Source organism: Streptomyces albiflavescens, assembly GCF_014645835.1.
Classification (GTDB): domain Bacteria; phylum Actinomycetota; class Actinomycetes; order Streptomycetales; family Streptomycetaceae; genus Streptomyces; species Streptomyces albiflavescens.
In genome coordinates this window covers 225,253-251,171 of sequence record NZ_BMMM01000017.1, presented here as the reverse complement: position 1 = coordinate 251,171, position 25,919 = coordinate 225,253, and the positions used below count along the sequence as shown (strand labels likewise).

The window sequence follows — 25,919 nt, the reverse complement described above, 5'->3', positions numbered from 1 at the left end:
GGGCCACCATGGGATGTATCGCGAGGGTTATGCGGCGAACCGTCAGGTCCGTCCGATGGGTGCCGGACTCGATCTGTACGGTCTGCGCAAGGACGGTACCGAGTTCCCGGTTGAGATCAGTCTCAGTCCGCTGGAGACCTCTGACGGGCTTCTTGTTTCCGCCGCTGTGCGCGACGTCAGCGAACGCAAAGCCGCAGAGCGGCGCATCGGTGAACTCGCCGCGCTCGTCGAGTCTTCGCAGGATGCGATCCTCGCCAAGACGCTCGACGGTCGCATCACGTATTGGAACTCCGCGGCCCAGCGGTTGTACGGCTACACCGCGCCGGAAGTCATGGGACGTCACGTGTCCCTCCTCGCCCCGGCCGAGCGGAAGCATGAGATCGACATGCTCCTGGAGCGGTTGAGACAGGGTGAGAAGGTGGAGCGCTTCGAGACCCTGCGCGTTACCCGGTCCGGCGCATTCCTGGATGTGGACGTCACCCTGTGGCCGACCCGGGACACCGCCGGGACGGTCGTGGGCGCGTGCGCCATCATCCGCGACGTCAGCGACCGCAAGAAGGCCGAGGCGGAGCTCACCGCCCTGTACCAGCAGCAGCGCCACATCGCCCTCACCCTGCAGCGCAGCCTCATGGGCACCCCGCCGGCCATCCCCGGTCTGACCACCGCCAGTCGGTACCGGCCCGCCACCCAGGGAGCCGGTGTGGGCGGCGACTGGTTCGATCTCATCCCGCTGGGCGCGGGCCGGGTCGGGGTCCTCATCGGCGATGTCATGGGCCGCGGTCTGGAGGCCGCCGCCGTCATGGGACAGCTGCGGTCCGCCGCACATGCCCTGGCCAAGACCGGCATGCAACCCCGCCAGCTGATGCAGTCGCTGGACACCTGCGTCGCCGACCTCGACGTCCCCGACCAACTGGTGACCTGTTGCTACGTCGTGGTCGCCTCCGACGCAGGAGAGGTGACCATATGTTCTGCTGGGCACCTGCCAGTCCTCGTCGCCGTACCAGGCGACGGCGCCCGGGCGCTGCCGTCGCCGGTGAACGCGCCGCTCGGTGTGGGCGGCGAGCTCTACGAGCAGTCCCGGGCGGTCATGCCGCCCGGCGCCACTCTCGTGCTGTACACCGACGGCCTGATCGAAACCCCCGGCAGCGACATCGAGGACCAGCTCTCCGAGCTCGTCGCCACGCTCAACGACCTCTATGCCACCGCACCCTGCCTCGAAACGGTCGCCGACCACGTCCTCGCCACCCTGCTGCCCGACGCCGAAAGCCACAACGACGACGTCACGCTGCTGCTCACTCAACTGCCGGCCGCACCCTTGGTCGCCCTCACCGCCGACTTCGACGCCGTCCCGGAATCCGTGTCCGAAGCCCGCGTCTTCCTCAACAAGGTCCTCAGCTCCTGGGACTGCCCCGGCGCCGTCGACGACGCGTGCCTCCTGCTGTCCGAAGTCATGACCAACGCGGTCCAGCACGCCGAGGGCCCCATCGGCCTGCACCTGTGCCGCACGGACACCGAACTCACCGTGGAGATCAGCGACTGCAGCCCCCATCTTCCCCAGCCCCGACTGGCAGCCGACGACGAGGACTCCGGGCGTGGGCTGCTGCTGGTACGCACCCTTGCCGACGACTGGGGCGTCCGCCCCACCGACGAGGGAAAGACCACCTGGTTCAGCCTCACCCTGTAGAGCGCGCGACGCACGCAAGCCGCGGGCCGCACTGGTCGCGGATGTGGGGGACGACGATGGAGAACGCCGCGTTCAGCGCGACCAGTCTGCCCGTCGGCCGCCCGAGAGAAGCGGACGTCAGAGCGCGTCCACGCCGCTCACCCTCCAGCCGTCGGACGTGCGGTTCAGCGTCATCCGTACTCGGTTCAGGTCCACGCGGGAGCCCGAGACCTGGGTGCTCGTGGTCACCTGGTTGACGAAGAGGAGGATCACGGCGCGGTCCGCCGACGCCGAGATCACGGAGGCCGCGGGGGAGCCGCCGGTGGGTTGCGCCACTGTCGCCTTCACCACCCCGTGGTACTTCCTGGCCGTCGGACCGACCACCGTCGTGGTGGTCTTCCGGTACTCGTCGAGGAAGTGCCCGGTGAGCCGGGCGCGGGCCGCGGTGAAGTCGCGGTCCAGGTGGTGGTAGTCGTACGACAGGACGACGGGTGCCGCCTGGCGGGCGGCCGCGAGTGCCTGCGCTCGGGCCTGTTCGGCCCGCACGCCCTCCCGGTAGCGCCACCCGAGCATGGCGGCCGCGACCAGGCCCGCCACGAGCAGGGCACACAGGGCGGCGGTGAGCAGTCGGCGTCGGCCATGCCGCGTCGCGGTACCGGAGCCGGGCTCGCCCTCATCCCTCGGCGCGTCCTCCCCGAAGGACTCCGGTGAGGGCTCGGGCGGGTCGTCCCAGCCGTCCTTCTCCGGGGCGTCGATGAGCACGGTGCGTCCGGCGGCCGGTGCCTCGGTCCGACCCGGGGCCTCCTCGTCGGTGGCCGTTGGCCCCGGCTCGCGGTGGCCGCGCTCCGCGCGCTTGGCTGCCGCGCGGGCGGCTGCGGTCATGGTGCGTCGGGTGCCCGAACCGGAACCCGAGCCGCGGCCTTGGGTGGTCGTCTTCGCCACGGTCTTACTCCTCATGTGCTCTTGGGGCGTATGGCAGTCAGGGCGCGGTCAGCCGACGAACTCGACGTCCGAGGTCAGCCAGCGGCCGTCCCGTTGCACCAGATCGAGCTGGAGCCGGTAGGTGCGCGCCTCGCCCTTGGGTGCCGCGGTGTTGGTCACCTTGCTGTCGGCGACCACCAGGACGCGGGCCGAGTGCTCGTCGGAGCGGACGATGCCCGCGTCCAGGACCTGGCCCTCGGACACGGACTTGTTCTCGGCGACGAGCTTGGTCAACTGCTCGGTCTGCGCGGCGAACTGCTTCTTGAAGTCGCCGGTGGCGCCCTTGAGGACGTTCGCGCTGTCCCGGTCGTAGTGCCGGTAGTCGAGCGAGGTGAAGTTCAGCGCCGACTGGCGGGCCGCGGCCAGGATGTCCTGGCGTCGCTGCTCCGCCTCACGCTGGTCGTAGAGGCTGAAGCTCAGCCAGATCGTCAGGGCGGTGGTCAAGACGGTCGCCACGACCAGCCCCACCGACCAGACCCTGCTCGACCATGCCGTGCCCGACGAGGCCCTGCGCGACCGGGCCGCCCCCAACCAGGCCCTGCCCGGCAGCGCCTTGCCCGGCCCGGCTCCGCCCGTCAGTGCCTCGCCCGACAGGGACTTCCCCGTAAGCCCCTTGCCCGTAAGCGCCTCGCCCGCCATGACCCCGCTCACGCCATCGGTCCGACTAGCAGCCATTGCCACGACTCCTTTCCGAACACCGCCTGTTGGCCTCCCGTCGAGCCGATCTCGACGGGTCTTCCGTCCGGGCCGGTCGCGGTGCCGGTCTCCGGGTCGTACGGCGTGATGTACGCCGCCTGGTCGTGACCGTCCCCGGAAGCGGTCGACGGGCCGGGGGCGTTCTGCGCGCCCCGTACCGACGTCTTGCTTCCGCGTGGGGCCGTGCAGCGCGCGTCGGTGTTCGGCTCGCGCGTGCTGGTGTCCGAGGGGTCGCGCCGTGTTGTCCCGTAGCCCTGGGTGCACGGCGGCGGGTCGTCGGCGTTGACCACCAGGCCGAAGTGGGTGGTGCCGTCGCCCGGGACGACCGTGTAGCTGCCCGCGACCAGGGCCGGAAAGGTGACCAGGGACTGTTCCACGCCGGGCAGGCGGGCCAGTGTGACCTGGCCGCCGCTGATCAGATTGGCCAGCAGGACCGAGAGCCGTGGACCGGTGGACTTCAGCAGTGAGTTCACCTGCTGGGCGGCCGGCGTCGCGTTGCCGATCAGCTTGCGCAGGTCCCCGTCGCTCGACTTCAGCTGGGCGCTGAGCGCCGCCAGGTCGTGCGCGAACGACTTGATGGACGAGCCCTGGTCGGCCTGCGTCTTGAGGACCTTCCGCGAGTCCTCGATGAGCGAGATCGTCTGGGGGAGTGACTGGGACGCCGACTCCACGAGGGCGTTGCCCGAGTCCACCAGGCGGCTCAGGTTCGGGCCGGTGCCCGAGAAGGCCTTGCCCAACTCGTCGACGGTGATCCGTAGATCGTCCTTGCCGACCGAGTTCACCAGTCTGTCCAGGCTGAGGACCAGGTCCGTGGTGGGCAGCGGCACGCGGGTGCTGCCGCGCGGGATGCTGCTGCCCTCGAGCAGATACGGGCCGCCCGACCTGCGCGGCTGCAGATCGACGTACTGCTCGCCCACCGCCGAACGGTTCGCCACCACGGCGAGCGTGTCCGCCGGGATGCGCGGCGCGCCGTCCTTGATGTCGAGGGCGACCGAGACGCCGTCGGACCCGGTCAGCCGCAGCGCGCCGACGCGGCCCACCGGCACCCCGCGGTAGGTGACCTCGGCGCCGGGGAAGATGCCCCCGGAGTCGGCGAAGTCCGCCCGCACGGTGTAGCCGCGGCCCAGGACGTCGTCCACCAGGCCGGTGTACTCGGCGCCGACGTACGACACCCCGACGGCGGTGACGGTGGCGAAGGCGAGGAGTTGGGCCTTGACCGTACGTGTGATCACGGCTGGACTCCCTTCAGCATCAGCTCCGCGAGCGCGAGGTTGATCCCCTCGGGCAGGTCCGCGTCGGTTGTCTCGGTCGTGTAGCTGCTGGTGCACACCGGCGGGCACAGCGGGCCGCCGCCGTTCGACGGGGCCGACGGCACCGAGGGGGACGACGGCAGGCTGGGCGTGCTGGGCAGGGCTGTGGGAGTCGGGACACTCGGAAGGTCAGGAAGCTCGGGGGTCTTGGGCTCCTGGGAATCTCCGTTCCCCTCGCCGGGCTTGCCGGGTTTGCCGGACCCACCCGTCACGTTCCCGTAGATGCCGGCCAGGTCGAGATCCGCGGTGATGTGGAGATTGACGTAGTCACCCTTGACGGCGTCCACCGCGTTGCGCGGGAACGGGTAAGTGGTCAGCAGCTCAAGGGAGTTGGGCAGATCGTCGCCCGCCTTGTTGAGCTGCTGCAGAATCGGGCGCAGCTGCTTCAGGTTCGCGACCGTGTCGTCGTGGGAGGCGTTGACCACCTTGGTGCCCGTCTTGCCGAGCTTCGACAGGGCGGTGAGCATCCTCGTCAGATCGCGCCGCTGGTCGGCGAGGACCTTCAGGGCGGGCGGCATCGTGTCGACGGCCTGGGCGATCGTCTTCTTCTCCTTGCCGAGCCGTCCCGCGAGCCGGTCGACGGCCTTGAGAGCGTGGACGATGTCCTTCCGCTGGTCGTCCAGGCCGCCGATGAACGTGTTCAGCTCCTTGAGCAGCGATCTGACCCGGTTCTCCCGGCCGTCCAGGGCCTTGTTCAGCTCCACGGTGATCGTCTTGAGCTGGGCCACTCCGCCGCCGTTGAGCAGCGCGGACAGTGCGGACAGCACCTCCTCGATCTCCGGGTTCCGGCCGCTGCGGGACAGGGGGATGCGGTCGCCGTCGCCGAGCCGGCCCACGGGGGCCGTGCCGGACGGGGCGGAGAGCGCGACGTACTTCTCGCCGAGCATGCTGGTCTGCCGCAGCTCGGCGATCGCGTTGGCGGGCAGCTTCACCGAGTCGGCGACCCGCAGCCGTACACGCGCGTGCCAGCCGTCCAGTTCCACCTTCTCGACCGCGCCCACGGTGACGTTGTTGACCTTCACCGCCGACTGCGGCACCAGGTCGAGGACGTCGCGGAACTCGACGGTGACGTGGTACGCGTGGCCGTCGGCGGCGGCTCCGCCGGGCAGCTGGACGTCGTACCAGCCGTTGAACTCACAGCCGGACAGCAGCAGCGAGCCGACCGCGGCCCACGCGAGGGCGCCGACCTTGCGCAGTGCGCTCATGCGCTCGCCCCCAGAATTCCGCCGAGCGTCCGGTCGACCGTTCCCGTCACCGCGGAGCCCTCGGGCACCTTGGGCAGGGAGTCGAAGAGTTCCTTCAGCTCCTTGCAGTCGGGGTTCTTGCCGGCCTTGCCGCCGCCCTCGTCGCCGGTCGTCTTCAGTACGGAGCACAGCAGGGAGGCCGGATCCTGCGCCTGCTGCGCGTTGTTGCGGGTGTCTAGGGTGCCCGCGGACGGGTTGTAGGCGTTGTTCAGGTTCGACAAACCCGTGGGAGCGACCTCCAACAGCTCGGCCAGCGCGGCCCGTTGGGTGACGAGCACCTTGGTCACCTTGCTGAGGCCCTTCACGTTCGAGGTCAGCGACTTCTTGTTGTTCTTCACGAACTGCGACACATCGCCGAGCGCCGTCCCCAGGTTCTTGAGCGCGTCCGCGAGGTCCTTGCGCTCGCCCGAGAGCTGCTTGGCGACCTCGGCGAGGCTGGTGTTGAACGACCGCACGCCCTTGTCGTCGGCGGCCAGCGCCGCCGTGAACACCTGCAGGTTCCGCACCGTGCCGAAGAGGTCCGTGCGGCCGTCGGACAGCGTGGTGACGGCCTGCGAGAGGTCCTTGACCGACTGGTTGAGGTTCTTGCCCTGGCCGTCGAGGTTGTCCGCGCTCACCCCGAGCAGCCGTGACAGCGAGCCGTCCTTGTTGGCGCCCTGGGGGCCGAGCGCGTCGGCCGTCGTGTGGAGACTGTCGAAGATGCGGTCCAGTTCGACCGGTACGGCCGTCCGCGTCTCGGGGATGACGGCACCGTCCCGTAGCACCGGACCCTTCCGATAGACCGGGAGCAGCTGCACGTAACGGTCGCTGACCACCGAGGAGTTGATGATCGCGGCCTTGGCGTCGGCCGGGACCTTGCGGCCTTCGTCGTACTTCAGCTCCACCCGCACCCGGTCTCCCTCCGGTGTGATCTTCTCGACCTCGCCGATCCGGACGCCGAGGACGCGGACGTCCGAGCCGGGGTAGATGCCGACGGTGCGCGGGAAGTACGCGGTGATGTGCACGGACTCGGAGCGCGGCCACAGCACGTAGGTGAGTGCGGCGACGAGGACGAGTGCGGTGACCACGGCCAGGCGCCTCTTCAGGTTCTTCACCGCGTGCCTCCCGTGCGCGGCACCACCGGAGCGGCGACCAGGTTCTGGACGTAGCTGTCGAACCAGCGGCCGTTACCGAGGGCATTGGTGAAGACCCGGACGTACGGCGCGAGCAGCTTGACGCTCCGGTCCAGGCTCGACTGATTGCGTTCGAGCATCTCCACCACGGTGTTCAGGCCCTTGAGCGCGGGCCCGATCTCCTTGTTGTTGTCCGCGACCAGGCCGGAGAGCTCGATGCCGAGCGCGGCGGAGCTCTTCAGCAGCTTGTGGATCGCCTTGCGCCGCTTGCTGATCTCCTTGAACAGCTTGTCGCCGTCCTTGACCAGCCCGGTGAAGTCCTCGGAGTGCTCGGCCAGCACGCCCGTGACACCGTTCGCGTGGTCGAGGAGTTCGCCCAGCGCCTTGTCGCGCGAGGCGACCGTCCGGGAGATCTTCGACAGGCCCTTGATGGACGCCCGTACCTCGGCGGGCGAGTCCTGGAAGGTGGTGGAGATGGTGTCCAGGGCCTTCGCCAGCCGTTCGGTGTCGACCTTCTCCGTCGTGGTGGTGAGATCGCTGAACGCCTGCACGACGTCGTACGCCGGAACCGTCCTGCTCAGCGGTATCTCGCTGCCGGGCTTCAGCTGCCCCGGTCCTTTGGGGTGCAGCGCGAGGTACTTGGCGCCGAGGATGGTCTTGACCCGGATCGACGCGCCGGTCTCGACTCCGAACTTCGGATCGCCCTTGATCTTGAAGGTGACCTTGACGTGGTCGCCGTCCAGATCGACGTTCTTCACCTTGCCGACCTTGACGCCGGCGATCCGCACCTCGTCGCCGGGCTTGAGACCGCCCGCCTCCGAGAAGGCCGCGCTGTACGTGTCGCCGCCGCCGATCAGCGGCAGGCTGTCGGCGTTGAACGCGGCCACGGTCAGCAACCCGAGGACGGTGAGGCCGACGGCTCCGATCACCACGGGATTGCGCTCGCGGAACGGCCTGAGGCGCGGGCGGCGTATCCGTATGCGGGGCAGCCTCGGTGGGTCGATGCGGACTTTGACCAGGGGTTCGGGGCGGTGGGGGCGGGGTGCCCGGCGCGGCAGGAGCCGTATTTTCGGGAGCTTGGGCGGGTCGATGCGGACTTTGACCAGGGGTTCGGGGCGGCGGGGGCGGGGTGCCCGGCGCGGCAGGAGCCGTATTTTCGGGAGCTTGGGTGGGTCGATGCGGACCTTGACCAGCGGCTCCGGGCGGCGCTTACGGGTCCTGCGCGGAAGAAGGTGCTTCGTCATGCGCCGCACCTCGCCCTCGCCACGTGCAGCTCGGGAGTGAGTACCTGCTTCGTCTTCGGCAGCACGATCCGGCCGTCGAAGTCGCAGAGGTAGAAGTTGAACCACGAGCCGTAGGACGCTGTCCCCGTCAGCTCGCCCAGCTTGTTCGGCAGCCGCTTCAGCACGTCCTCCACGGTGTTCTCGTTCTTGTTCAGCGTTCCGGTGAGATCGGTCAGCTCGGCGATGTCGTCCTTCAGCGGCGGACGCGCGTCCTTGAGCAGCCCCGAGGTGGCGTCGGTCAGGTCGCCGATGCCCACCAGGGACTGCCCGATGGGCTTGCGGTCGGCGGACAGTCCCGAAATCACCCGCCGCAGCTGCTTGAGCAGCCCGGAGAAGCGCGAGCCTCGCTTGTCCAGCGTGTCCAGCACGGTGTTGAGGTTGTCGATCACCGAGCCGATCAGCTTGTCGCGGCCGGCCAGGGTCGTGGTGAGCGACGCCGTGTGCACCAGCAGGCTGTTGACAGTGCCGCCCTCGCCCTGGAGGGTCCGGATGATCTCGGTGGCGAGCTGGTTGACGTCCTGCGGACTGAGCGCCGCGAACAGTGGCTTGAAGCCGTTCAGCAGGGCGTTCAGGTCCAGCGCGGGCTGCGTGCGCGACAGCGGGATGGTGGCGCCGGGCTTCAACCGGGTGCCGTCTCCCGCGCCCTCGGTCAGGGCGACGTAACGCTGTCCGACCAGGTTCCGGTAGCGGACGACCGCGCCGGTGCTGTTCAGCAGCGGACGGTCCGCGCCGACGGTGAAGGTGACCTCCGCCAGCGTCCGGTCCTTGATCCGGATGCCCTCGACCTCGCCGACCCGTACCCCGGCCACCCGGATGTCGTCGCCCTTCTCCAGGCCGGTCACGTCGCTGAACACCGCGCGATACGTGTGCTCGGGAGTGAAGGAGATGTTGACGATGGTGGCGGCGAGCAGGGCCGTCGCCAGGATCGTCACCAGGGCGAAGAGGCTGAACTTGATCAGCGGGGCGGCGGCCTGCCGGGCTCCTGACGTCCTCATGGTCCTCAGGGTCTTTGGGGTCTTTGGGATCTTTGGGGTCGTCGATGCCGTCGATGTCGGCGGTGTCGGCGGTGTCGGCGGTGTCGTCGGGGTCCTCATGCGACGCTCACCGCCGTTCCGCGCGCCATCGGTCCGAACAGCAGCGTCGCGACCGGCGGCACCTGGTCGTCTGGCACGCCCATGACGGGCGCGACGAGCGAGCCGACGGCGCGCTGCTCGGCCCGGGTGGCGGAGACGCTGACGGGGCCGGCTGAACTCCCGTTCTTGGAACCGTCGTTGAGGTGGACCCCGGGGGCGGGCACCTGGGGATGGGGGAGACCGTGGCAGTTCGGCCCCGACCGATCGGCGTAGCGCGGCTCCTCACCGGGTTCGTACGCCCCCTGCTGCCGGACGACCTCGAGCGTGATGTGCATCGCGCCGCCCCGGAACGCCTGCTCGGAGGCCTGTTCCTCGCGCACCAGGCCGGCGAGGAGACAGGGGTACTCGGGCGAGTAGCGGGCGAAGAGATCGAGCGTGGGGCGGGAGACCCGGCCCAGGGTGATCAGCCGGTCGCCGTTCGCGTCGAGGAAGTCGTCCGCGGTGCCCGCGGCGGTGGCCGTCGTGGTGAGCGCGGACGCGAGTCGGTCCCGCTGCTCGACCAGGGTGCGGCTGGTGGTGACGGTGTTGCGCAGGATCGCCATCAGGTCGGGAGCCGCGTCGCCGTACACCTCGGCGACGTCGGCCAGCCGTGCGAAGTCCTCGGTGAGGGACGGCAGGTGAGGATTGAGCCGGTGCAGATAGTCCTCCACGCGCGTGAGGTTGTCGCCGATCCGGTCGCCGCGTCCTTCGAGGGCGGTGGCGAACGCGGAGAGCGTGGCGTTGAGCTTGCCGGGCTGCACGGTCCGCAGCAGCGGCAGCAGGTCGTTCATCAGCTGCTGGACCTCGATGCCGACGCGGGTGCGGTCCTGGGTGATGACATCGCCGGCGCGGATGGGCCGGACCGACGAGTGCGCAGAGGGCGTGGCGCGCGCGGGCGCGACCAGGTCGACGTACTTCTCGCCGAACAGCGTCTTGGGCAGCAGGCGGGCGTGCACGTCGGACGGGATGGACGCGACGTACTCCGGCTTGAGCGCGATGTCGAGCGTCGCCTTCGTCCCGTCGGCGTGCACCGTGCGCACCTCACCGACCAGCAGCCCGCGCAGCTTGACGTCGGCCCGCGGATCGAGCTGGTTGCCGAGGCTGTCGGCCTCCAGCTTGATCCGTACCGCCGGGGTGAACACCTGCTGGTACACGGCGACGGACAAGGACAGCAGCAGTGCGAGTACGGCGAGGAACACGACGCCGTACAACCGCAGTCTCAGCACTCTCATCCGGCTCACCCCGCGATCCGTACGGTCGTGTTGGCGCCCCAGATCGCGAGCGACAGGAAGAAGTCCAGGACGTTGATCGCGACGATCGAGGTGCGCACGGCGCGGCCCACGGCGACGCCGACGCCCGCCGGGCCGCCGCTCGCGTAGTAGCCGTAGAAGCAGTGCACCAGGATGATCAGGACGGCGAAGACGAGCACCTTCCCGAAGGACCACAGCACGTCGACCGGAGGCAGGTACTGCTGGAAGTAGTGGTCGTAGGTGCCCGCCGACTGCCCGTAGTAGCCGGTGGTGATGGTGCGGGCGGCGAGGTAGGAGGACAGCAGCCCGATCACGTACAGCGGGATCACCGCGACGAAGCCGGCGATCATCCGGGTGGTCACCAGGAAGGGCAGCGAGGGCACGCCCATCACTTCGAGGGCGTCGGTCTCCTCGCTGATCCGCATCGCGCCCAGCTGCGCCGTGAACCCGGCGCCCACCGTCGCGGAGAGCGCGAGCCCGGCCACCAGCGGGGCGATCTCCCGGGTGTTGAAGTACGCCGAGAGGAACGCCACGAAGTTGGAGGTGCCGAGCTGGTTCAGCGCGGCGTAGCCCTGCAGGCCCACCTCCGTGCCGGTGAAGAACGACAGGAAGGCGATGACGCCGACCGTGCCGCCCACGACGGCGAGGGCGCCGCGGCCGAAGCTCACCTCGGCGAGCAGCCGCAGGATCTCCTTCTTGTAGCGGCGCAGGGTGCGGCCCGTCCACGCCAACGAGCGTCCGTAGAAGGACAGTTGGCTGCCCAGTTCCTCCAGGCGATTCAGCAGCGCCATGACTCAGCCCCTCTGCGGAACGACTTGGAAGTAGACGGCCGTCATCACGAAGTTCGTCACGAACAGCAACATGAAGGTGATCACCACCGACTGGTTCACCGCGTCGCCCACGCCCTTCGGGCCGCCCTGCGCGGTGAGTCCCTTGTACGAGGCGACGATCGCGGCGATCGCGCCGAAGACCAGCGCCTTGACCTCCGCCGCCCACAGGTCGGAGAGCTGGGCGAGCGTGGTGAAGGAGGCGAGATAGGCGCCCGGTGTGCCGTTCTGCAGGACGACGTTGAAGAAGTAGCCGCCCGCGACACCGACGACCGACACCAGGCCGTTGAGCAGCACCGCCACCACCATCGACGCCAGGACCCGCGGGACGACCAGCCGGTGGATGGGGTCGATGCCGAGCACCTGCATCGCGTCGATCTCCTCGCGGATCTTCCGTGCCCCGAGGTCCGCGCAGATCGCCGTGCCGCCGGCGCCCGCGATCAGCAGCGCGGTGACGATCGGCGAGGCCTCCCGCAGCACCGCCAGGACCGAGGCGGCCCCGGAGAAGGACTGGGCGCCGAGCTGCCGTGTCAGGCTGCCGATCTGCAGCGCGATGACCGCGCCGAAGGGGATGGACACGAGAGCCGTCGGCAGGATGGTCACGCTCGCGACGAACCAGGCCTGCTGGATGAACTCCCGCGCCTGGAAGGGGCGTCGGGGAATGGTCCGGACGACGTCCAGCGCCATCGCGAAGAGGTTCCCGGAGTGTCTGAGCGCTCCGGTCGGCGAGAGCCTCATGCGTCCGCCGCCTCCTTCCGGTGCAGCTCCGACTCGCGTCTCGCGATCGCCTCCCAGCGGGGCGGGCGGGTGATGCCGGGGCTCGGCAGCAGACGTGGCGTCATGTCGTTGCCGACATGGCGGGCCTTGCGGTCCATGTCGCCGAGCCGCGCCAGCTCCTGCTCGACCTGCGCGGCGTCCTTCTCCTCGGCCATGCCGATCGGCCCCTGCATCCGGCCGTTCAGAAACTGCCGTACGACGGGCTCGTCGCTGGTCAGCAGCTGCTCGCGGGGCCCGAACATGACCAGCTCACGGCGGAACAACAGCCCAATGTTGTCCGGCACCTGGCGGGCCGAGGCGATGTCGTGCGTGACGATCAGGAACGTCGCGTCGATCTGCGCGTTGAGGTCGACGATGAGCTGGTTGAGATACGCGACGCGCACCGGGTCGAGGCCCGAGTCCGGCTCGTCGAACAGGATGATCTCCGGATCGAGGACCAGCGCCCGCGCCAGTCCGGCCCGCTTGCGCATCCCGCCGGATATCTCACCGGGCAGCTTCCCTTCCGAGCCGATCAGCCCGACCATGTCCATCTTCTCCAGCACGATGCGCCGGATCTGGCTCTCGGACTTGCGGGTGTGCTCGCGCAGCGGGAAGGCGATGTTGTCGTACAGGTTCATCGAGCCGAACAGCGCGCCGTCCTGGAACAGCACGCCGAAGAGCTTCCGCACCTCGTAGAGATCGTGCTCGCGCAGCCTGGTGATGTCCCGGCCCGCGACCTTCACGCAGCCGCGGTCCGGCTTCAGCAGTCCGACGAGCGTCTTGAGGAACACCGACTTGCCCGTGCCCGAGGGGCCGAGCATGACCGAGACCTCCCCGGCGGGCAGCGTCAGCGAGACGTCCTGCCAGATGACCTGGTGACCGAAGGACTTGGTCAGCCCTTCCACACAGATCTCGACACCCATCCGGTCCACCCTTCGACCCGTGGAGCAGCTCCGACATCTGCTCTACGGGGAGGGACGGGGTGTCCGTCGCGGCGAAGGTGAAGTTTTTTCGAGGGTCTTTCGAGGCTTCTACGGCAGCGCGGCCGGGGTCGGTACCTCGGCGGGGACATCCGGTGCGGCCGGAAGGGTCGTGGGGACCGTGGACGCGGCCGGCAGACCGGAGAGGCCGGGCACGCTCGGCAGGTCGGACACGCCGGGCACGCTCGGCAGGTCGGACACGCCGGGGACGGACGGCAGGTCGGACACGCCGGGGACGGACGGCACCGGTGACAGCGCGGCGTCCGGCAGCGGTGGCACCGACAGCGGCAGCAGCGACCGGTCGTGAGCGCCGGCCGACGTGGTCGGTGTCGCTCCGTGGGACGTCGAGGCGGCCGACAGATCACGGGCGTTCGGGGTGGCTGCCCTGCCTACGCCGTCGGGCCGGACGGTCTCTGTCGTCGCCTGGGCCATACGGGACACGGAGGGACGGGGAGTCGTGCCCTGCCCGCCCCCGTCGTGGACGTACGGCAATACGAACCCCGCCACCACCAGGGTCGCGGCCGTCGAGGTCACCGCCACGGCCTGCGCGTGGCCGCCCGCGCGCAGCTTGCCGCGCCCCCACAGGAACAGGGTGAGGCCCAGCGTTCCGGCCAGCGAGTTGCGCAACGTGCGCCGGGCCCGGGCCAGCAGCGACTCGACGGTCCGATAGCTCAGCCCCATGCGCACGGCGACCTGGCCGACGTCGAGATCCTCGGACTTCAGCCGGAGCGCCTCGGCCTGCCGCGCGGGCAGTTCCCCGCTGCGCACGGCCAGCCACTTGGCCTCGGCCCGGTCGCACACCGCCTCCTCGACGGGCACCGGCCCCGGCGCGGTGAGCGTGGGGCTGCGGTGCACCTCGGCCTCACGGTTGACCTGGCGGTACCGATCGACGCACAGCCGCATGGTCACGGTCGTCAGCCAGGCGCCGAGACGCTCGTCGTCCAGGTCGGGGCGCTCCGCGGCGCGCAGCATCGCCTCGTGCACCGCGTCCTCGGCGTCCTCCGGGCTCATCGACCTGCGCCGGGCCACCTTGAGCAGTTGCTCCCGGTGGCTCCACATGCGCTGCCAACGGTCGTGGGCCGCCTGTATCTCCGCAGGCATGTCCGGCATGTCCGTCGCCATGAGGGCCCCTTCGCGCTCACCCGCCGGTCCTGTGCCGTCCGGCGGGTGGCGACATTACCGCCGAGTATCCGCGGTTGTGGAGGGGGAGGAGGCCATCGAGTCCACACTGTTGCTGGTCAGCGGACCGCCGCTGGGCAGCAGGTCGTCGCCGGGCAGTTCGATGTCCGGGCCGGGCGGGGGGAGTTGGGGCTCCGTCGTCTCCTTGGCCAAGCAGTTGTCGCGGTTCGTGGATGGCCGTCGCACCAGACTCCGTGGGACCCCCCCAAGAACAGAACCCGGCGTACAGTCCGACTCGTCTGCCTTCTGGGTTCTGAACAGTCTCGGTCGGCTTACGCAGTGGAGCCCCAGGCCTCCATCAGTTGCTCGGGCCCGTACGTCGCCGCCAGCCCGTCCACCGTGAACCCGGAGCGGGACACCGCGACCAGTGGAGTGTCCTCGTCGGCGCCGGGTACGGCCAGCGCGTCCCGGGCCAGCGTGGCCAGGGCGCGGTGATCGAAGGAGCCGCGCTCGTGCCACTTGATCGAGCCGACGAACGCGATCTCGCGCGCCGGTGACCGGTCCGCCCCCACCAGGTCCACCTCGGGGTTATTGGTACGAGGCCACCAGCCGCCCACTTCCCGCACCCGCGGCCACGTGTCGTCGGGGAGCAGCCGGGCCAGCGACTCCCTCACGACGGGTTCGATCGCCCGCCCGCGCCACGAGCTCCATCCGCGTTCGACCGCCTCGACCACGATCCGGCTGCGCCCGCGCTCGATCTCCGGGATGCCCTGCTCCAGGAAGGCGAGCCAGAAACGGAGGTAGGGATCGGCCACGCGGTAGCGGCGGTCGCGGTCTCCTGGGCGGGTGGAGAGAGGGGTGTCGACGGCGATGAGTCGTTTGTCCGCGAGGGTGTGCAGGGCGGGGTTGAGCGAGCCGGGTGGAAGCGGTCGGTCGGCCGCCCCGGCTTTTGCGGCGATCGTTCCGAAGGTTCGCTCCCCGCTGCCGATCACGGAGAGCACGTGCCTGGCCTGGAGGGCGGAGGGGAACTCGGCGGCCAGCATCCGCTCACCGGAGACGAGAAGGGGGGAGGTGGGGTCGTCGAGGGCGCGGGAGAGGAAGTCGACGCGGGTCTCACCTTCCTGCCACTCCTGGCAGATGAGCGGCAGGCCGCCGGTGATCAGATGGACGTCGAAGGCGTCCGCGGCCGGGAGCCCGGTCATTGCCATGACCTCGGAGGGGGAGAGGGGCGCCAGTACCATCTCGACGCCTCGCTGATGGAAGGGGCGGCCGTAGGCGGAGAGTTGCTCCATCATGGCCAGATCACTGCCGATGAGGATGAGCAGCACGGGTTTCCGGCTCAGTACCCGGTCCCACACGGTCTGCAGAGTGCCTTCCAGTACCGGGTCGCCTTCGAGCATCCAGGGCAGCTCGTCGAGTACGACGATGCTGGGGGAGTCGTCCGGGAGTACCGCGGCGAGCTGACGAAGTGCGGTGTCCCACTCGGCGACGGTCGCGACGCCCGCGAGGAGCTCGGTGTCGGGCAGTGAGGAGTGCCGGACCTCGGCGAGGAAGCGAGCCCGTTCCCGCTGGGCGTCCTCGCCCCGGGTGGCCTGGTGCACGGCGTACGGCACCCGGGCGCGTTCACAGAAGAGGTCCACGAGCCGCGACTTCCCGACCCGACGCCGACCGCGGAGCAGCAGGGCCCGGCCGCGCTGGTCGCCCCGGCCGTCGCGCACCCAGGCGAGGTGGCGTTCCAGGGCGGCCAGCTCGGACTTGCGGCCTACGAAGCCTGGCATGGGTCACCCTCCGAGTTTGCTCGTACGAAACATACTCAAGTGAACCATAGTATGGAGATTTCGAGTAGTTAACCGCTCGCGCTACGTGATGCGCGGGGTGGGCTGGAGGACCGTGAAAGGCGGGGCTGCCGAGGATGGATGTCCGGTGAACCGTCGGCCCGGCCCGACCAGTAGTCATAAGCTGGCGGTCGTCACGCACTACGCCAGGGCGGGGTGGAAAGAACCATGGGCGGCCTCACCGAGGCGAACCTCAAAGTGCTGGCCGGTGCTCGCTCCTTCGAGCGCGGGCTCGGTTACCTGGATGCAGTGTCCGGGGTCGAGGTCGGTGACCGCTGGGTCACCGCGACCGTCCTCGGCACGGATCGGTACGAGGCGGAGTTGACCCTGGAGGGGCCCCGAGGGCTGACCGGCGTGTGCGACTGCCCGTATGGCCTGGAGGGCAACTTCTGCAAGCACCTGGTCGCCCTCGGCCTGACCGTGCTCGCCCAGCGGGAGAGCCTGCCGCGGCAGCGCTCGGTGGCCCGGACTCGTGCGCAGGACCTGGACGAGTGGCTGTCGGCCCTCTCCAAGGACGAGTTGCTCGCCCTGGTACGCGAACAGATCGGGGAGGACCGGCAGTTGCGGCGCCGCCTGGAGCTGCGGGCCGCGAGCGCCCGCGGGGACCTCGCCGGGGTCCAGGCGCGCATCCGCGAAGTGCTCGACATCGGCCGGTTCGCGCAGTACGGATACGTCGAGTACGCCGATGCCCGCGCCTACGCAGACCAAGCCGGGCAGGCGGTGTCCGCGATCGGGGCGCTCACCGGCTCGGGCCGGGCCGCCGACGCGATCACCTTGGCGCGGGAGGCGATGCCGCTGCTTGCCGAGGCGGTGGAAAGCGTCGACGACTCCGACGGATGGCTCGGGCAGGTGGGCGCCCGCCTCGCCGACGCCCATCTCGACGCGTGCCGCTCGGCGCGCACCGACCCGGAGGCACTCGCCCGCTGGCTGGTCGGCCATGTGCTCGGCGACTTCGACAACATCACCGACATCGATCCGCTCGACTACGAGGACGTCCTCGGCGAACGCGGGATGACCGTCTTGCGAGAGTTGGCGACCGAGGCGTGGCGGCGCAACCGCGCCGGCTGGGCTGAGAAGTACCTCATGGAGCGCCTGGCCAAGGCGGGAGGCGATGTCGACACGGTGATCGCGGTGCACGCGGCCGACCTCGCGGCGAACGGCCACACCCACCTTGTCATCGCCTGCGAGCTGGACACCGCGGGACGCTCCGAGGAGGCCCTGAGCTGGGCGGAACGTGGCATCCGGGAAGCCGGGGACCTCGCCGTCGTCGACACCGCACTCGTCGACTACCTCTGCGGGCGTTATGCGCGAGCTGCCCGGCTCCTCGATGCCGTCGCCGTGCGCCGCGACCACTTCGGCGCCCGCCGCTCCCTGCTCACGTACCAGCAACTGCGCGCCGCAGCGCGGGCCGCTGACTGCTGGCCGGTCGAACGCGAGGGAGCACTTGCCCTGCTGCGCGCTGACGCGGGGCGGCGGCACCAAGGCTGGTACGGCGGTTCCGTTCTGGTCGATGCCCTGCTCGACGACAAGGACGTCGAGGCCGCCTGGCAGGCGGCCACCGACAGCGGCGCCGACGACCGGCAGTGGCTCACCCTCGCCGACCAGGCGCGTACAGGCCGTCCCGCCGACTCGCTCAGCGTCTACCTGCGTTTGGTCGAGCCGCTGAACAAGCAGACAGGCAACGCGGTCTACGAACAGCTCGTCAGCCTGCTGCTGAGCGTGCGCGACTGCCACCACCGGCTGGGCACACCAGACGAGTTCACCGCGTACGTTACCGCCCTGCGCACCACCCAGAAACGCAAGCGGAACCTGATGCGCGCGATGGACGAACACGGACTGTGAGCCGGGGACCGCGCCGCGGCAGCTTGCGCGGCGTCTCATGGCGACGTGCGCGCGATGTGCCCGGGCCTCTGTCTACGCGGACGGGGCAGCAGCTCAGAGTCCGCTTCCGCGATGCGCACCGCTGTCCCCGGCGTATAGCCGGACTCGTCTGCCATCTGGACTCTGGCCTGGTTTCACGGCCGCGTCGGGACCCTTTTGCGTGTGGGGGCGCTTCCCGCGTCAACCTGGGAGTTGCCCGGGAAGTGCGCACGCGTTGTGCACTGAGTGGATCCGGCCTCGGCTTGTCCGCAGGCGCCAGAGCGGGCCAGAGAATCCCTGACGTCGATCCAGCTCCTCGTCGCCAACGATGCCTCGCGCGCGTTCCCGGGTCCGCAGCGGCGGGAGGTACGGGGTGTCGCCCGGCATGCTCGGTCCGTACTCGGTGGGCGCCTCCTCCTGAGGGACGGATGCCCGTGCCGGGACCGCCTCCGGCGCCTGTGACGCGGTCAGCGCGGCCATCGCCGCCGCCGCGATCGCCGCACCCCTGACGCCTCTGACCTTGTGCCCTGCCACGCCCGCGGTCCCCTCCCGGTGGACCGATGTCGTCTGCTCTACGGGGCGGGGCGGCGGGTCCGTCGCGCGAGGCGGGGCGATTTCCGGAACGGGGCCGCATACGCGTCCGCGCGGGTCCCGCCTTGCGGTGGGAAACCGATCGGTTTACTCTCGACGCAGTAGGTAAACCGATCGGTTTCCCATTTCTCGATTCTCGATTCTCGATTCCGGGAGTACTCATGACAACCATCGAAGGCTCGGTCGCCCTGGTCACCGGCGGCAGCCGCGGTATCGGCCGGTCGCTGGTGCAGGCCCTCTACGAGCGCGGCGCGAAGAAGGTGTACGCCACCGCGCGCGACCCGCGGACGGTCACGCACCCCGACGCCGTGCCGCTGGCGCTGGAAGTGAGCGATCCCGCGTCCGTCGCCGCGGCCGCCGAGCAGGCGCAGGACGTCACCGTCCTGATCAACAACGCCGGCGCGTCCGTGAACGCGAACTTCCTGGACTCACCCGTCGAGGACGTCCGCCGCGAGTTCGAGACGAACTTCTACGGGCCGCTCCTTGTCACACGCGCCTTCGTCCCGATCATCGAGCGCAACGGCGGCGGCCACATCCTCAACGTCCACTCGGTGCTGTCCTGGATCGGCCTCCTGAATTCCTACAGTGCGTCCAAGGCCGCCCTCTGGTCGCAGACCAACTCCCTGCGGCTCGACCTGAAGCCGCGCGGCATCGAGGTCACCGGACTCCACGTCGGTTACGTCGACACGGACCTGGCCGCCGATGTCGATGCGCCGAAGTCCACTCCCGAGAGCGTGGCGGCCCAGGCGCTCGACGGCATCGAGTCGGGCGCCTTCGAGGTGCTGGCCGACGATGTCTCCCGGCATGTCAAGGCCCGGCTGTCCCAGGACATCGGCGCGATGTATCCGCAGCTGGTGGCGTAGTCGGGCCGGGGGCGGACCGGCAGTGCGAGACCGGCAGCGTCGGACCGGCGGTGTCGGACCGGAAATGTCAGACCGGCAGCAGGCGGGCGATCAGCTCGCCGAGCTGCCGGGCGTTGCGGCACTCGTGCATCTCGACGAGTTCGGCGTAGGCGGGCGCGGCGGAGTCGCCCGTGCCCCACTGGGACCGCTGCTCGGGGTTCAACCAGTAGACGCGGCGGGCCCGTTCGGAGAGGTGCCGCACGGCCGGGAGGTTCGGGTCGCTCATGTTCGTACGGGCGTCGCCGAGGACGAACACGGTCGTGCGCGGCCCGACCGCGTCGGTGTACCGCTCGTCGAACTCGCCCAACGCGACACCGTAGTCGCTGCTGCCGTGCCAGCCCGTCAGCGTGGCCTCCGCCTGGATGCGGCCACCCAGCCCCTCCGGGTCCGCCGTGCCGTGCACCAGCAGCCCGGTCACCTCGTCGATCCGGTTGACGAAGGCGAACACCCGCACCTTGCTGAACTGGTCGTGCAGCGCCTGCACCAGCAGCATCGTGAAGTCCGAGAAGCCCGACACCGAGCCCGACACATCGCACAGCAGCACCAGTTCGGGCCGCACGGGGCGGCGTCTGCGCAGCACGGGTCGCATCGGCACCCCGCCCGTCGACAGCGACCCGCGCAGGGTCCGCCGCAGGTCGATGGTGCCCCGGGTGGCCCGGCGGCGGCGTGCGGCGAGCCGGGTGGCCAGCTTGCGCGCGAGCGGCTGAACCACCCTGCGCAGCTCGGCGAGTTGGGTCCGCCCCGCGAACAGGAAGTCGACCCGGTCGGCGGTCGGGGCCACCGCCCGCCGCGCGATCTCGTCCCGGCCGCGCCGCTCGGCGACCCGGCGCCGGGCCTCCGTGGCGACCTGCGCACGGAAGGCCTCGATGCGCCGCCGGATCTCGTCCTCCAGCAGCCGGTCGGTGAACCCCGCCCCGCCGCGCTGCGCCCGGACGCTGTCGCGAACCCGCGCCATCAGCGTCTGCGGACGCAGCCGGTCGAGCGTCTGGTACGACGACCAGCCGTCCGACCCCGGCGAGGCGCCGTATCCGCCGAAACCGTCCACCGCCTCGACCGCCAACTGGGCGATCGCCGCCTGGTCGTCGGCGGCGAGTGCGGCCGCGAGCCGGCTGCGCAGGTCCTCCCGGTCGGCGGGCGCTTCGCTGTCCGACGGCGCTCCGACGCGACGCGGAAAGTACATGTCGAAGACCGGATCGAACACCCACCGCTGCCCGGTGCTGTGGAGCAGGGTGGCGGCGAGGCCTTCGCGCAGCCGTTCCCGGTCCGCGAGGCCCAGCGCCTCCAAGGCCTGTGCGGCGTCCACGGTTTCCCCGGTGCCGATCCGCACCCCGTGCGAGCGCAGCGCCCCGACGAGACCCGTCAGCCGCTCCGCGACGCCGGCCACCGGGTCGGCCGTGCCCGCCGGTCCGACGAGACCCGTCGGCCGGTCCGCCTCACCGGCCGCTTGGTCGGCTGCGCTCGCCGACCGATCCGCCGCACCGGCCGCCGGCGCGGTCACACGGCGTCCAGGTCGAGCTTGGCTGTCGCCTTCAGGACGTCGTCCTGATGCTTGAGGAGCACGCCGAGGCTGTCGTGCACGACAGCCTCGTCGAGGGTGTCCGCCCCGAGCGCGAGCAGCGTACGGGCCCAGTCGATCGTCTCGGCGACCGACGGGACCTTCCGCAGGTCCATCTCGCGCAGCGCCCCGACCACCCGCACCACGGACTCCGCCAACGCCTCGTCGAGGCCCGGCACCTTCAGCCGCACGATGCGTCGCTCCAACGCCTCGTCCGGGAAGCCGATGTGGAGGAAGAGGCAGCGGCGACGCAGCGCCTCGGACAGCTCGCGGCTGGCGTTCGAGGTGAGGACCACGAAGGGGCGGCTGGTCGCGGTGATCGTGCCCAACTCGGGGACGGTGACCTGGAAGTCGCTGAGCACTTCGAGCAGGAGGCCCTCCACCTCGACGTCGGCCTTGTCGGTCTCGTCGATCAGCAGCACCTTGGGCTCGTCGCCGCGGATCGCGGTCAACAGCGGGCGCGCCAGCAGGAATTCCTCGCTGAAGATGTCGGTGCGCGCCTCGTCCCACGTCTCGTCGCGGCCCGCGCTGATGCGCAGCAACTGCTTGGCGTGGTTCCACTCGTACAGCGCCCGGGACTCGTCGACGCCTTCGTAGCACTGGAGCCGGACCAGTTGTGCTCCGGCGACCTCGGCGACGGCCTTGGCGAGTTCTGTCTTGCCGACCCCGGCGGGGCCCTCGACCAGGAGCGGCTTGCCGAGGCGGTCGGCCAGGAAGACCGTCGTGGCGACGGCGGGAGACGCCAGATAGCCGGTCTCGGCGAGGCGTGCGGAGACATCGTCGACGGATGTGAAGAGCAACGGGGCCTCCAGCTCGGTACGGGCGAGGTCGGCTCACTATCTAAGCGCTTGTTCACCACCCTGTCACGTGTGAGGGTGCTCGCACAGCGTCCCGCGTGTGCGTGCTCGCACAGCGTCATGCCGGTGTGTGCCCGTACAGCGTCATGCGGGTGTGACGGTGGTCGAGCGGCGTCACGCGGGCGTGTGCGTGCTCGGTCGTGCGGCCTGTGCGTGCTCGGTCGTGCGGGCCTGTGCGTGGTCGCGCAACGCCCTGCGGGAGGGTCTCGCGCAGCCCGTATACCGATCGGTTTCCTCGCTCCTCCTTGCGAGGTACCCTCCCCGTATGACCACTACAGCCAAGGCGTCCCCGAGGGACCGGTTGCTGGACGCGGCGGCCGAGCTCACCTACCGCGACGGCGTCTCCATCGGCATCGAGGCGCTGTGTCGGTCGGCCGGCGTCTCGAAGAGGTCGATGTATCAGCTCTTCGCCGGCAAGGACGATCTCCTCGCGGCGAGCCTGGAGCGGCGCATTCCGTCGTACGTGGAGCGGCTCGCGCCCGATCCGGGGGAGACCGTCACGCCGCGCGAGCGCATCCTGGGCGTCTTCGAGCGGCTGGAGGAGGGGGCGGCGCTGCCCGAGTTCCGCGGCTGCCCCTTCCTCGCCGCACTGGTCGAGCTCAAGGACCCCGAGCACCCGGCGAGCGCGGTCGCCGGCGGCGCCAAGCAGCGTCTCAAAGAGGTGTTCCGGGCCGAGGCCGAGCGCGGTGGCGCGCGCGACCCCGATCTCCTCTCCCGGCAGTTGATGCTGGTCTTCGACGGTGCGAACGCCCGCGCCGGCGCAGGGATCGAGACCCTCGACGGGCTGACCACGACGACCGCGACGGTGCTGCTGGACGCCGCGGGCGTCGAGTAGCGTCGCCGCCGGCGGTACGGCTACCGCTGTCTCAGCCGGTGACCGTGAACCACGTGGCCCGGGACTTCTTCCACTCCGGGTGAGTGAGGTCCTTGGCGTCCGTGCTGTCGCCGTACAGGTCGGCGGAGCCGTCGTCGGTGATCAGCTGGGCGCGGGCGCCCGGGACCGTCAGGTCGGGGACGTCGACGACGGACTCCCAGCCGCCCGGGTCCGAGGTGGGCAGGTCGAGGCGCTTGACCGGGGCGTGGGCCGGGTCGCCGTCCCAGGAGTAGAGGGCGTACGGGTCGGAGTTGTCGTCGGCGGCCCAGGAACCGGCGACGATCAGGTACTGGTTCGAGGCGTTCTTGCGGATGTCGCGGATCGAGAGGCCGCCCAGGTCGAGCTCGATCGGCGTGCCGAAGGTGGCCGACGCGCCGCTGCCAACCACCTTGTCGATGTTCGTGACGGGGACGATGAGCGCCTTGCCGCCCGTCACCGCGGGGGCGAGGGGCGCGCGGAAGCCGATGTACGCCGTGGTCGTGGAGCCCGGGGCGAACTCCAGGCCCTCCACGTTGAAGCCGTCGATCTGCTTGGGGACCTGGCCGGCGGCGGTGCCCGCCGCGAAGCCGTAGCGGTCGCCGTTCGCCTCGTCCCAGGCGACGAGGTTGTCGCGAAGCTTCGCGTACGCGCCGCCGTACGAGAGGGTCGTGGCCGCGCCGGAACCGGTGACCTTGGTCGTGAAGACGGTGTTGCGGGCCGACTTGTACTCGCCGTCCTTGTTGTTGCCCAGCGAGCCCGTCCAGTAGATGGTGTCGCCGACGCGGGCGGCGCCCTCGATGTCGATCTCCTTCGAGACGCCGATCTTCGAGCTGAAGTCCCACGTCTTGACGGGCGCGCCCGACGCCGAACGGTCGTACAGGCGCAGCACGTTGGACTCGTCGTCCGCGACGACCGCGTACCCGCCGCCCACGTCGACGGCGGCGGAGGCGTCGCTGGAACCGGTGAAGTACCTGCTGTCCGCGCTCCGCTGGACGGCGGCCGACGCGGCGTAGTGCAGCGTCTTCGTGGCCGTCTGGCCGTCGACTCCGGTCACCTTCACGGTGAGGTCGGTGTAGCCCTGGCCGCGCGCGGCGACGGCGACCTGACGGGTGGTGCCGGTTCCGGTGACGGTGACGTCGCCGGTGGTCGCCACGGTGGTCTTGCTGCTCTTGGTCACCGAGACGGCGAGCGCACTCGCGTCGGCGCCGCTCTGGGCGACCGTCACCTGCACGACCGGATCACCGGTCGCACCCACCGCACCGGACAGGTACGCCGCCGACAACGAAAGGCTCGGCGTGCCGTAACTCGCTGCCTGCGCCTGGCTTCCCAGCCCCATGACGGCGAGCGTGACCACGCCGCTCACCACGGCAACCGCCTTGCGGCCTGAGGGAAAAACGTAGTCCTGCACGGGGACCCTTTCGTCGACGTGATGCCGACGAGAAGGCTCAGCCGCGCCCGCCAACTCCATGCGGCCCGCGTACGTCCGCGCGATGAACAACTTCGGACACCGCAAGATCACGAGGCCGTAAGTGCGCCCTACGCTCGCGGAGTTGAGCCGTTCCCGACTGACCCCAGCGACCGCTCCGTGACGCCCGCCAGGTGGGCGGTGAAGACCTCGCGCGCGTCCGGCGCCAGCGTGCGCAGGGCCACCAGCGCCGTGATCACGACGTCGCAGAGCTCCGACCGGACGTCGTCCCAGGTGTGCGTCGTGCCCTTGCGCGGGTTCTGGCCCGTCGCGCCGATCACCGCCTGGGCGACCTCGCCGACCTCCTCCGACAGCTTCAGCACGCGCAGGAGCAGGCCCTCCCGGCCGCCGTGCGCCCGATGGGCGTCCAGCCAGGCGTGCAGGCGGTCGATCGAGTCCCAGACGTCCTCGTCGGCGACGGGACCAATGTCAGTCATGGGACGAGCGTCCCCAGAGTCAGCCATGCGGCCAGCCTCCCCAGAAGCGGCCCGCCCGACGCCTCCTCGCCCGACGCCTCCTCGCAGACCCGACGCCCCCGCGTAGGCCCGGCGTCTCCTCGTAGACCCGATGCCCCCGCGTAGGCCCGGCGTCTCCTCGCAGACCCGATGCCCCGCGTAGCCGCGTAGGCCCGACGCCTACTCGTCGATGAACGCCTGCTCGTCGAAGAGCGCCTCCTGCTCCCCCTCCGCGGCCTTCCGCACCCTCTGGTTCCGCGCTCCCACGACCAGCGCCGTGACCGCCGCCGTCACGCCCAGCGCCATCGGCACCATCCAGCCGCGGTTCACCGTGTGGCCCAGCAGCTGGTCGAGGGACAGCCGGCCGGGTCCCGCCACCGCGAGGCCCGCCGCCGTCAGACCCAGCGACGCCGCGTACTCGTAGCCGCCTTCGGCCGCGAAGAACCCGTGCGGTGCGTGCACCGCCGCCGCGCCCGCCATCGCGCCTGCCGCCGCCGCACCGGCGGCGGGCGTCGCGAGGCCCAGCGCCAGCAGCGTGCCGCCGCCGGCCTCCGCGAGCCCGGTCGCCGTCGCGCTCGCCCTCCCGGGCGTGTAGCCCATGGCCTCCATGGCCGCCCCGGTCGCTTCGAGGCCGCCCCCGCCGAACCAGCCGAGCAGCTTCTGCGCCCCGTGCGCGGCCAGCACCCCGCCCGTGCCCAGACGGAGCAGCAGCAGTCCCAGATCGGTTCGGTCGACACATGTCACGGTGACTCCCAGAGCAGACGGCGGCAACGGTTCCCTCCCGGGTCTCCACCGTCGCACCGATCGGACGAGCCCGATGCTCCCGGGCAGCCGTTCGGGTGGCGTGCGCGGGGGACCGGTGTGAGTCTGTCTGGCATGACGATTCAGGTAGCGAAACTCAGCGACCCGGCCGTCCGGGCCTTCGTCACTGCGGTGAACGCCCACGACCGGGACGCCTTCGAGGCCGTCCTCGCCCCGGGCGCGACCATGTCCGACGACGGCTCGGACCGCGACCTCGCCGACTGGACCGAGCGGGAGATCTTCTCCTCCCACGGCCACATGGACGTCGACAACGAGTCCAACGGAGGCCGATCCCTCATCGCCCGCTACAACAACGACACCTGGGGCGAGATGAAGACGAAGTGGACCTTCACCGTCGACGACGGCGGCAGGATCACCCGCTTCGAGACCGGCCAGGCCTGAGGACTTCGAG

24 protein-coding genes are annotated in these 25,919 nt (G+C 70.4%); 5 read left to right on the top strand and 19 right to left on the bottom strand.

Annotated features, from left to right (window positions below; genetic code table 11):
- A partial coding sequence (locus tag IEY95_RS37220; protein WP_189190612.1) for an ATP-binding SpoIIE family protein phosphatase occupies positions 1-1,684 on the top strand: 1,684 nt, incomplete at its 5' end.
- Positions 1,685-1,801: 117 nt separating this feature from the next.
- Here IEY95_RS37220 and IEY95_RS37215 read toward each other — a convergent pair.
- The 14 genes from IEY95_RS37215 to IEY95_RS37150 all read right to left on the bottom strand — a co-directional run bounded on the left by IEY95_RS37215 (position 1,802) and on the right by IEY95_RS37150 (position 16,111).
- Positions 1,802-2,605 carry a procyclic acidic repetitive family protein gene (locus IEY95_RS37215; protein ID WP_229703603.1) on the bottom strand — a complete coding sequence of 268 codons (804 nt, stop codon included), beginning with the start codon at positions 2,603-2,605 and terminating at the stop codon, positions 1,802-1,804.
- A 48-nt stretch (positions 2,606-2,653) separates the two neighbouring features.
- Entirely contained in the window at positions 2,654-3,319 is a 666-nt protein-coding gene (locus IEY95_RS37210; RefSeq protein WP_229703602.1) for an Rv1363c family protein, read from the bottom strand.
- Positions 3,292-4,572 carry an MCE family protein gene (locus IEY95_RS37205; protein ID WP_189190610.1) on the bottom strand — a complete coding sequence of 427 codons (1,281 nt, stop codon included), beginning with the start codon at positions 4,570-4,572 and terminating at the stop codon, positions 3,292-3,294. The genes IEY95_RS37210 and IEY95_RS37205 overlap by 28 nt, the downstream gene beginning before the upstream one ends.
- On the bottom strand, positions 4,569-5,855 hold the full coding sequence (locus IEY95_RS37200; protein ID WP_189190609.1) for an MCE family protein: 1,287 nt from the start codon (positions 5,853-5,855) through the stop codon (positions 4,569-4,571). The genes IEY95_RS37205 and IEY95_RS37200 overlap by 4 nt, the downstream gene beginning before the upstream one ends.
- Complete coding sequence (locus IEY95_RS37195; RefSeq protein ID WP_229703601.1) at positions 5,852-6,988, bottom strand: MCE family protein; 1,137 nt, start codon at positions 6,986-6,988, stop codon at positions 5,852-5,854. The genes IEY95_RS37200 and IEY95_RS37195 overlap by 4 nt, the downstream gene beginning before the upstream one ends.
- A complete protein-coding gene (locus tag IEY95_RS37190; RefSeq protein WP_189190629.1) occupies positions 6,985-8,010 on the bottom strand; it encodes an MCE family protein in 1,026 nt (341 codons plus the stop codon). Before IEY95_RS37190 ends, IEY95_RS37195 begins: the two co-directional genes overlap by 4 nt.
- A 236-nt stretch (positions 8,011-8,246) precedes the next feature.
- Positions 8,247-9,284, bottom strand: coding sequence for an MCE family protein (locus IEY95_RS37185; protein WP_189190608.1), 1,038 nt, complete (start codon positions 9,282-9,284; stop codon positions 8,247-8,249).
- Between the two features lie 95 nt (positions 9,285-9,379).
- A complete protein-coding gene (locus IEY95_RS37180) occupies positions 9,380-10,633 on the bottom strand; it encodes an MCE family protein (RefSeq protein WP_189190607.1) in 1,254 nt (417 codons plus the stop codon).
- 5 nt (positions 10,634-10,638) lie between these two features.
- Positions 10,639-11,442 carry an MlaE family ABC transporter permease gene (locus IEY95_RS37175; protein WP_189190606.1) on the bottom strand — a complete coding sequence of 268 codons (804 nt, stop codon included), beginning with the start codon at positions 11,440-11,442 and terminating at the stop codon, positions 10,639-10,641.
- A gap of 3 nt (positions 11,443-11,445) precedes the next feature.
- A complete protein-coding gene (locus tag IEY95_RS37170; RefSeq protein ID WP_189190605.1) occupies positions 11,446-12,216 on the bottom strand; it encodes an MlaE family ABC transporter permease in 771 nt (256 codons plus the stop codon).
- Complete coding sequence (locus tag IEY95_RS37165) at positions 12,213-13,157, bottom strand: ABC transporter ATP-binding protein (protein ID WP_189190604.1); 945 nt, start codon at positions 13,155-13,157, stop codon at positions 12,213-12,215. The genes IEY95_RS37170 and IEY95_RS37165 overlap by 4 nt, the downstream gene beginning before the upstream one ends.
- 108 nt (positions 13,158-13,265) lie before the next feature.
- Entirely contained in the window at positions 13,266-14,336 is a 1,071-nt protein-coding gene (locus IEY95_RS37160) for an RNA polymerase sigma factor (protein WP_189190603.1), read from the bottom strand.
- Positions 14,337-14,390: 54 nt separating this feature from the next.
- On the bottom strand, positions 14,391-14,579 hold the full coding sequence (locus tag IEY95_RS37155; protein WP_189190632.1) for a hypothetical protein: 189 nt from the start codon (positions 14,577-14,579) through the stop codon (positions 14,391-14,393).
- A gap of 86 nt (positions 14,580-14,665) precedes the next feature.
- The gene (locus tag IEY95_RS37150; RefSeq protein WP_189190602.1) at positions 14,666-16,111 is read right to left on the bottom strand and encodes an ATP-binding protein; all 1,446 of its coding nucleotides are present in this window, start codon (positions 16,109-16,111) and stop codon (positions 14,666-14,668) included.
- Positions 16,112-16,336: 225 nt separating this feature from the next.
- On the opposite strand from IEY95_RS37150, the gene IEY95_RS37145 reads away from it, so the two are divergent.
- Positions 16,337-18,010 (top strand): SWIM zinc finger family protein, encoded by a 1,674-nt coding sequence (locus IEY95_RS37145; RefSeq protein WP_189190601.1) that lies wholly within the window; start codon positions 16,337-16,339, stop codon positions 18,008-18,010.
- 770 nt (positions 18,011-18,780) lie between these two features.
- Entirely contained in the window at positions 18,781-19,482 is a 702-nt protein-coding gene (locus IEY95_RS37140) for an SDR family oxidoreductase (RefSeq protein ID WP_189190600.1), read from the top strand.
- A 67-nt stretch (positions 19,483-19,549) separates the two neighbouring features.
- On the opposite strand, the gene IEY95_RS37135 is transcribed toward IEY95_RS37140, so the two are convergent.
- On the bottom strand, positions 19,550-20,905 hold the full coding sequence (locus IEY95_RS37135) for a vWA domain-containing protein (RefSeq protein WP_189190628.1): 1,356 nt from the start codon (positions 20,903-20,905) through the stop codon (positions 19,550-19,552).
- A 110-nt stretch (positions 20,906-21,015) separates the two neighbouring features.
- Positions 21,016-21,876 (bottom strand): AAA family ATPase, encoded by an 861-nt coding sequence (locus IEY95_RS37130; RefSeq protein WP_189190599.1) that lies wholly within the window; start codon positions 21,874-21,876, stop codon positions 21,016-21,018.
- 322 nt (positions 21,877-22,198) lie between these two features.
- Between IEY95_RS37130 and IEY95_RS37125 the strand changes: the two genes are divergently transcribed.
- The gene (locus IEY95_RS37125; protein WP_189190598.1) at positions 22,199-22,768 is read left to right on the top strand and encodes a TetR/AcrR family transcriptional regulator; all 570 of its coding nucleotides are present in this window, start codon (positions 22,199-22,201) and stop codon (positions 22,766-22,768) included.
- A 31-nt stretch (positions 22,769-22,799) separates the two neighbouring features.
- On the opposite strand, the gene IEY95_RS37120 is transcribed toward IEY95_RS37125, so the two are convergent.
- The 3 genes from IEY95_RS37120 to IEY95_RS37110 form a co-directional block, all read right to left on the bottom strand.
- Positions 22,800-24,122 carry a hypothetical protein gene (locus IEY95_RS37120; RefSeq protein WP_229703606.1) on the bottom strand — a complete coding sequence of 441 codons (1,323 nt, stop codon included), beginning with the start codon at positions 24,120-24,122 and terminating at the stop codon, positions 22,800-22,802.
- 200 nt (positions 24,123-24,322) lie between these two features.
- Complete coding sequence (locus IEY95_RS37115; protein ID WP_189190597.1) at positions 24,323-24,688, bottom strand: MazG-like family protein; 366 nt, start codon at positions 24,686-24,688, stop codon at positions 24,323-24,325.
- 198 nt (positions 24,689-24,886) lie between these two features.
- On the bottom strand, positions 24,887-25,450 hold the full coding sequence (locus IEY95_RS37110; protein ID WP_189190596.1) for a DoxX family protein: 564 nt from the start codon (positions 25,448-25,450) through the stop codon (positions 24,887-24,889).
- A gap of 132 nt (positions 25,451-25,582) precedes the next feature.
- On the opposite strand from IEY95_RS37110, the gene IEY95_RS37105 reads away from it, so the two are divergent.
- A complete protein-coding gene (locus tag IEY95_RS37105) occupies positions 25,583-25,909 on the top strand; it encodes a nuclear transport factor 2 family protein (protein ID WP_189190595.1) in 327 nt (108 codons plus the stop codon).
- Positions 25,910-25,919: the final 10 nt, after the last annotated feature.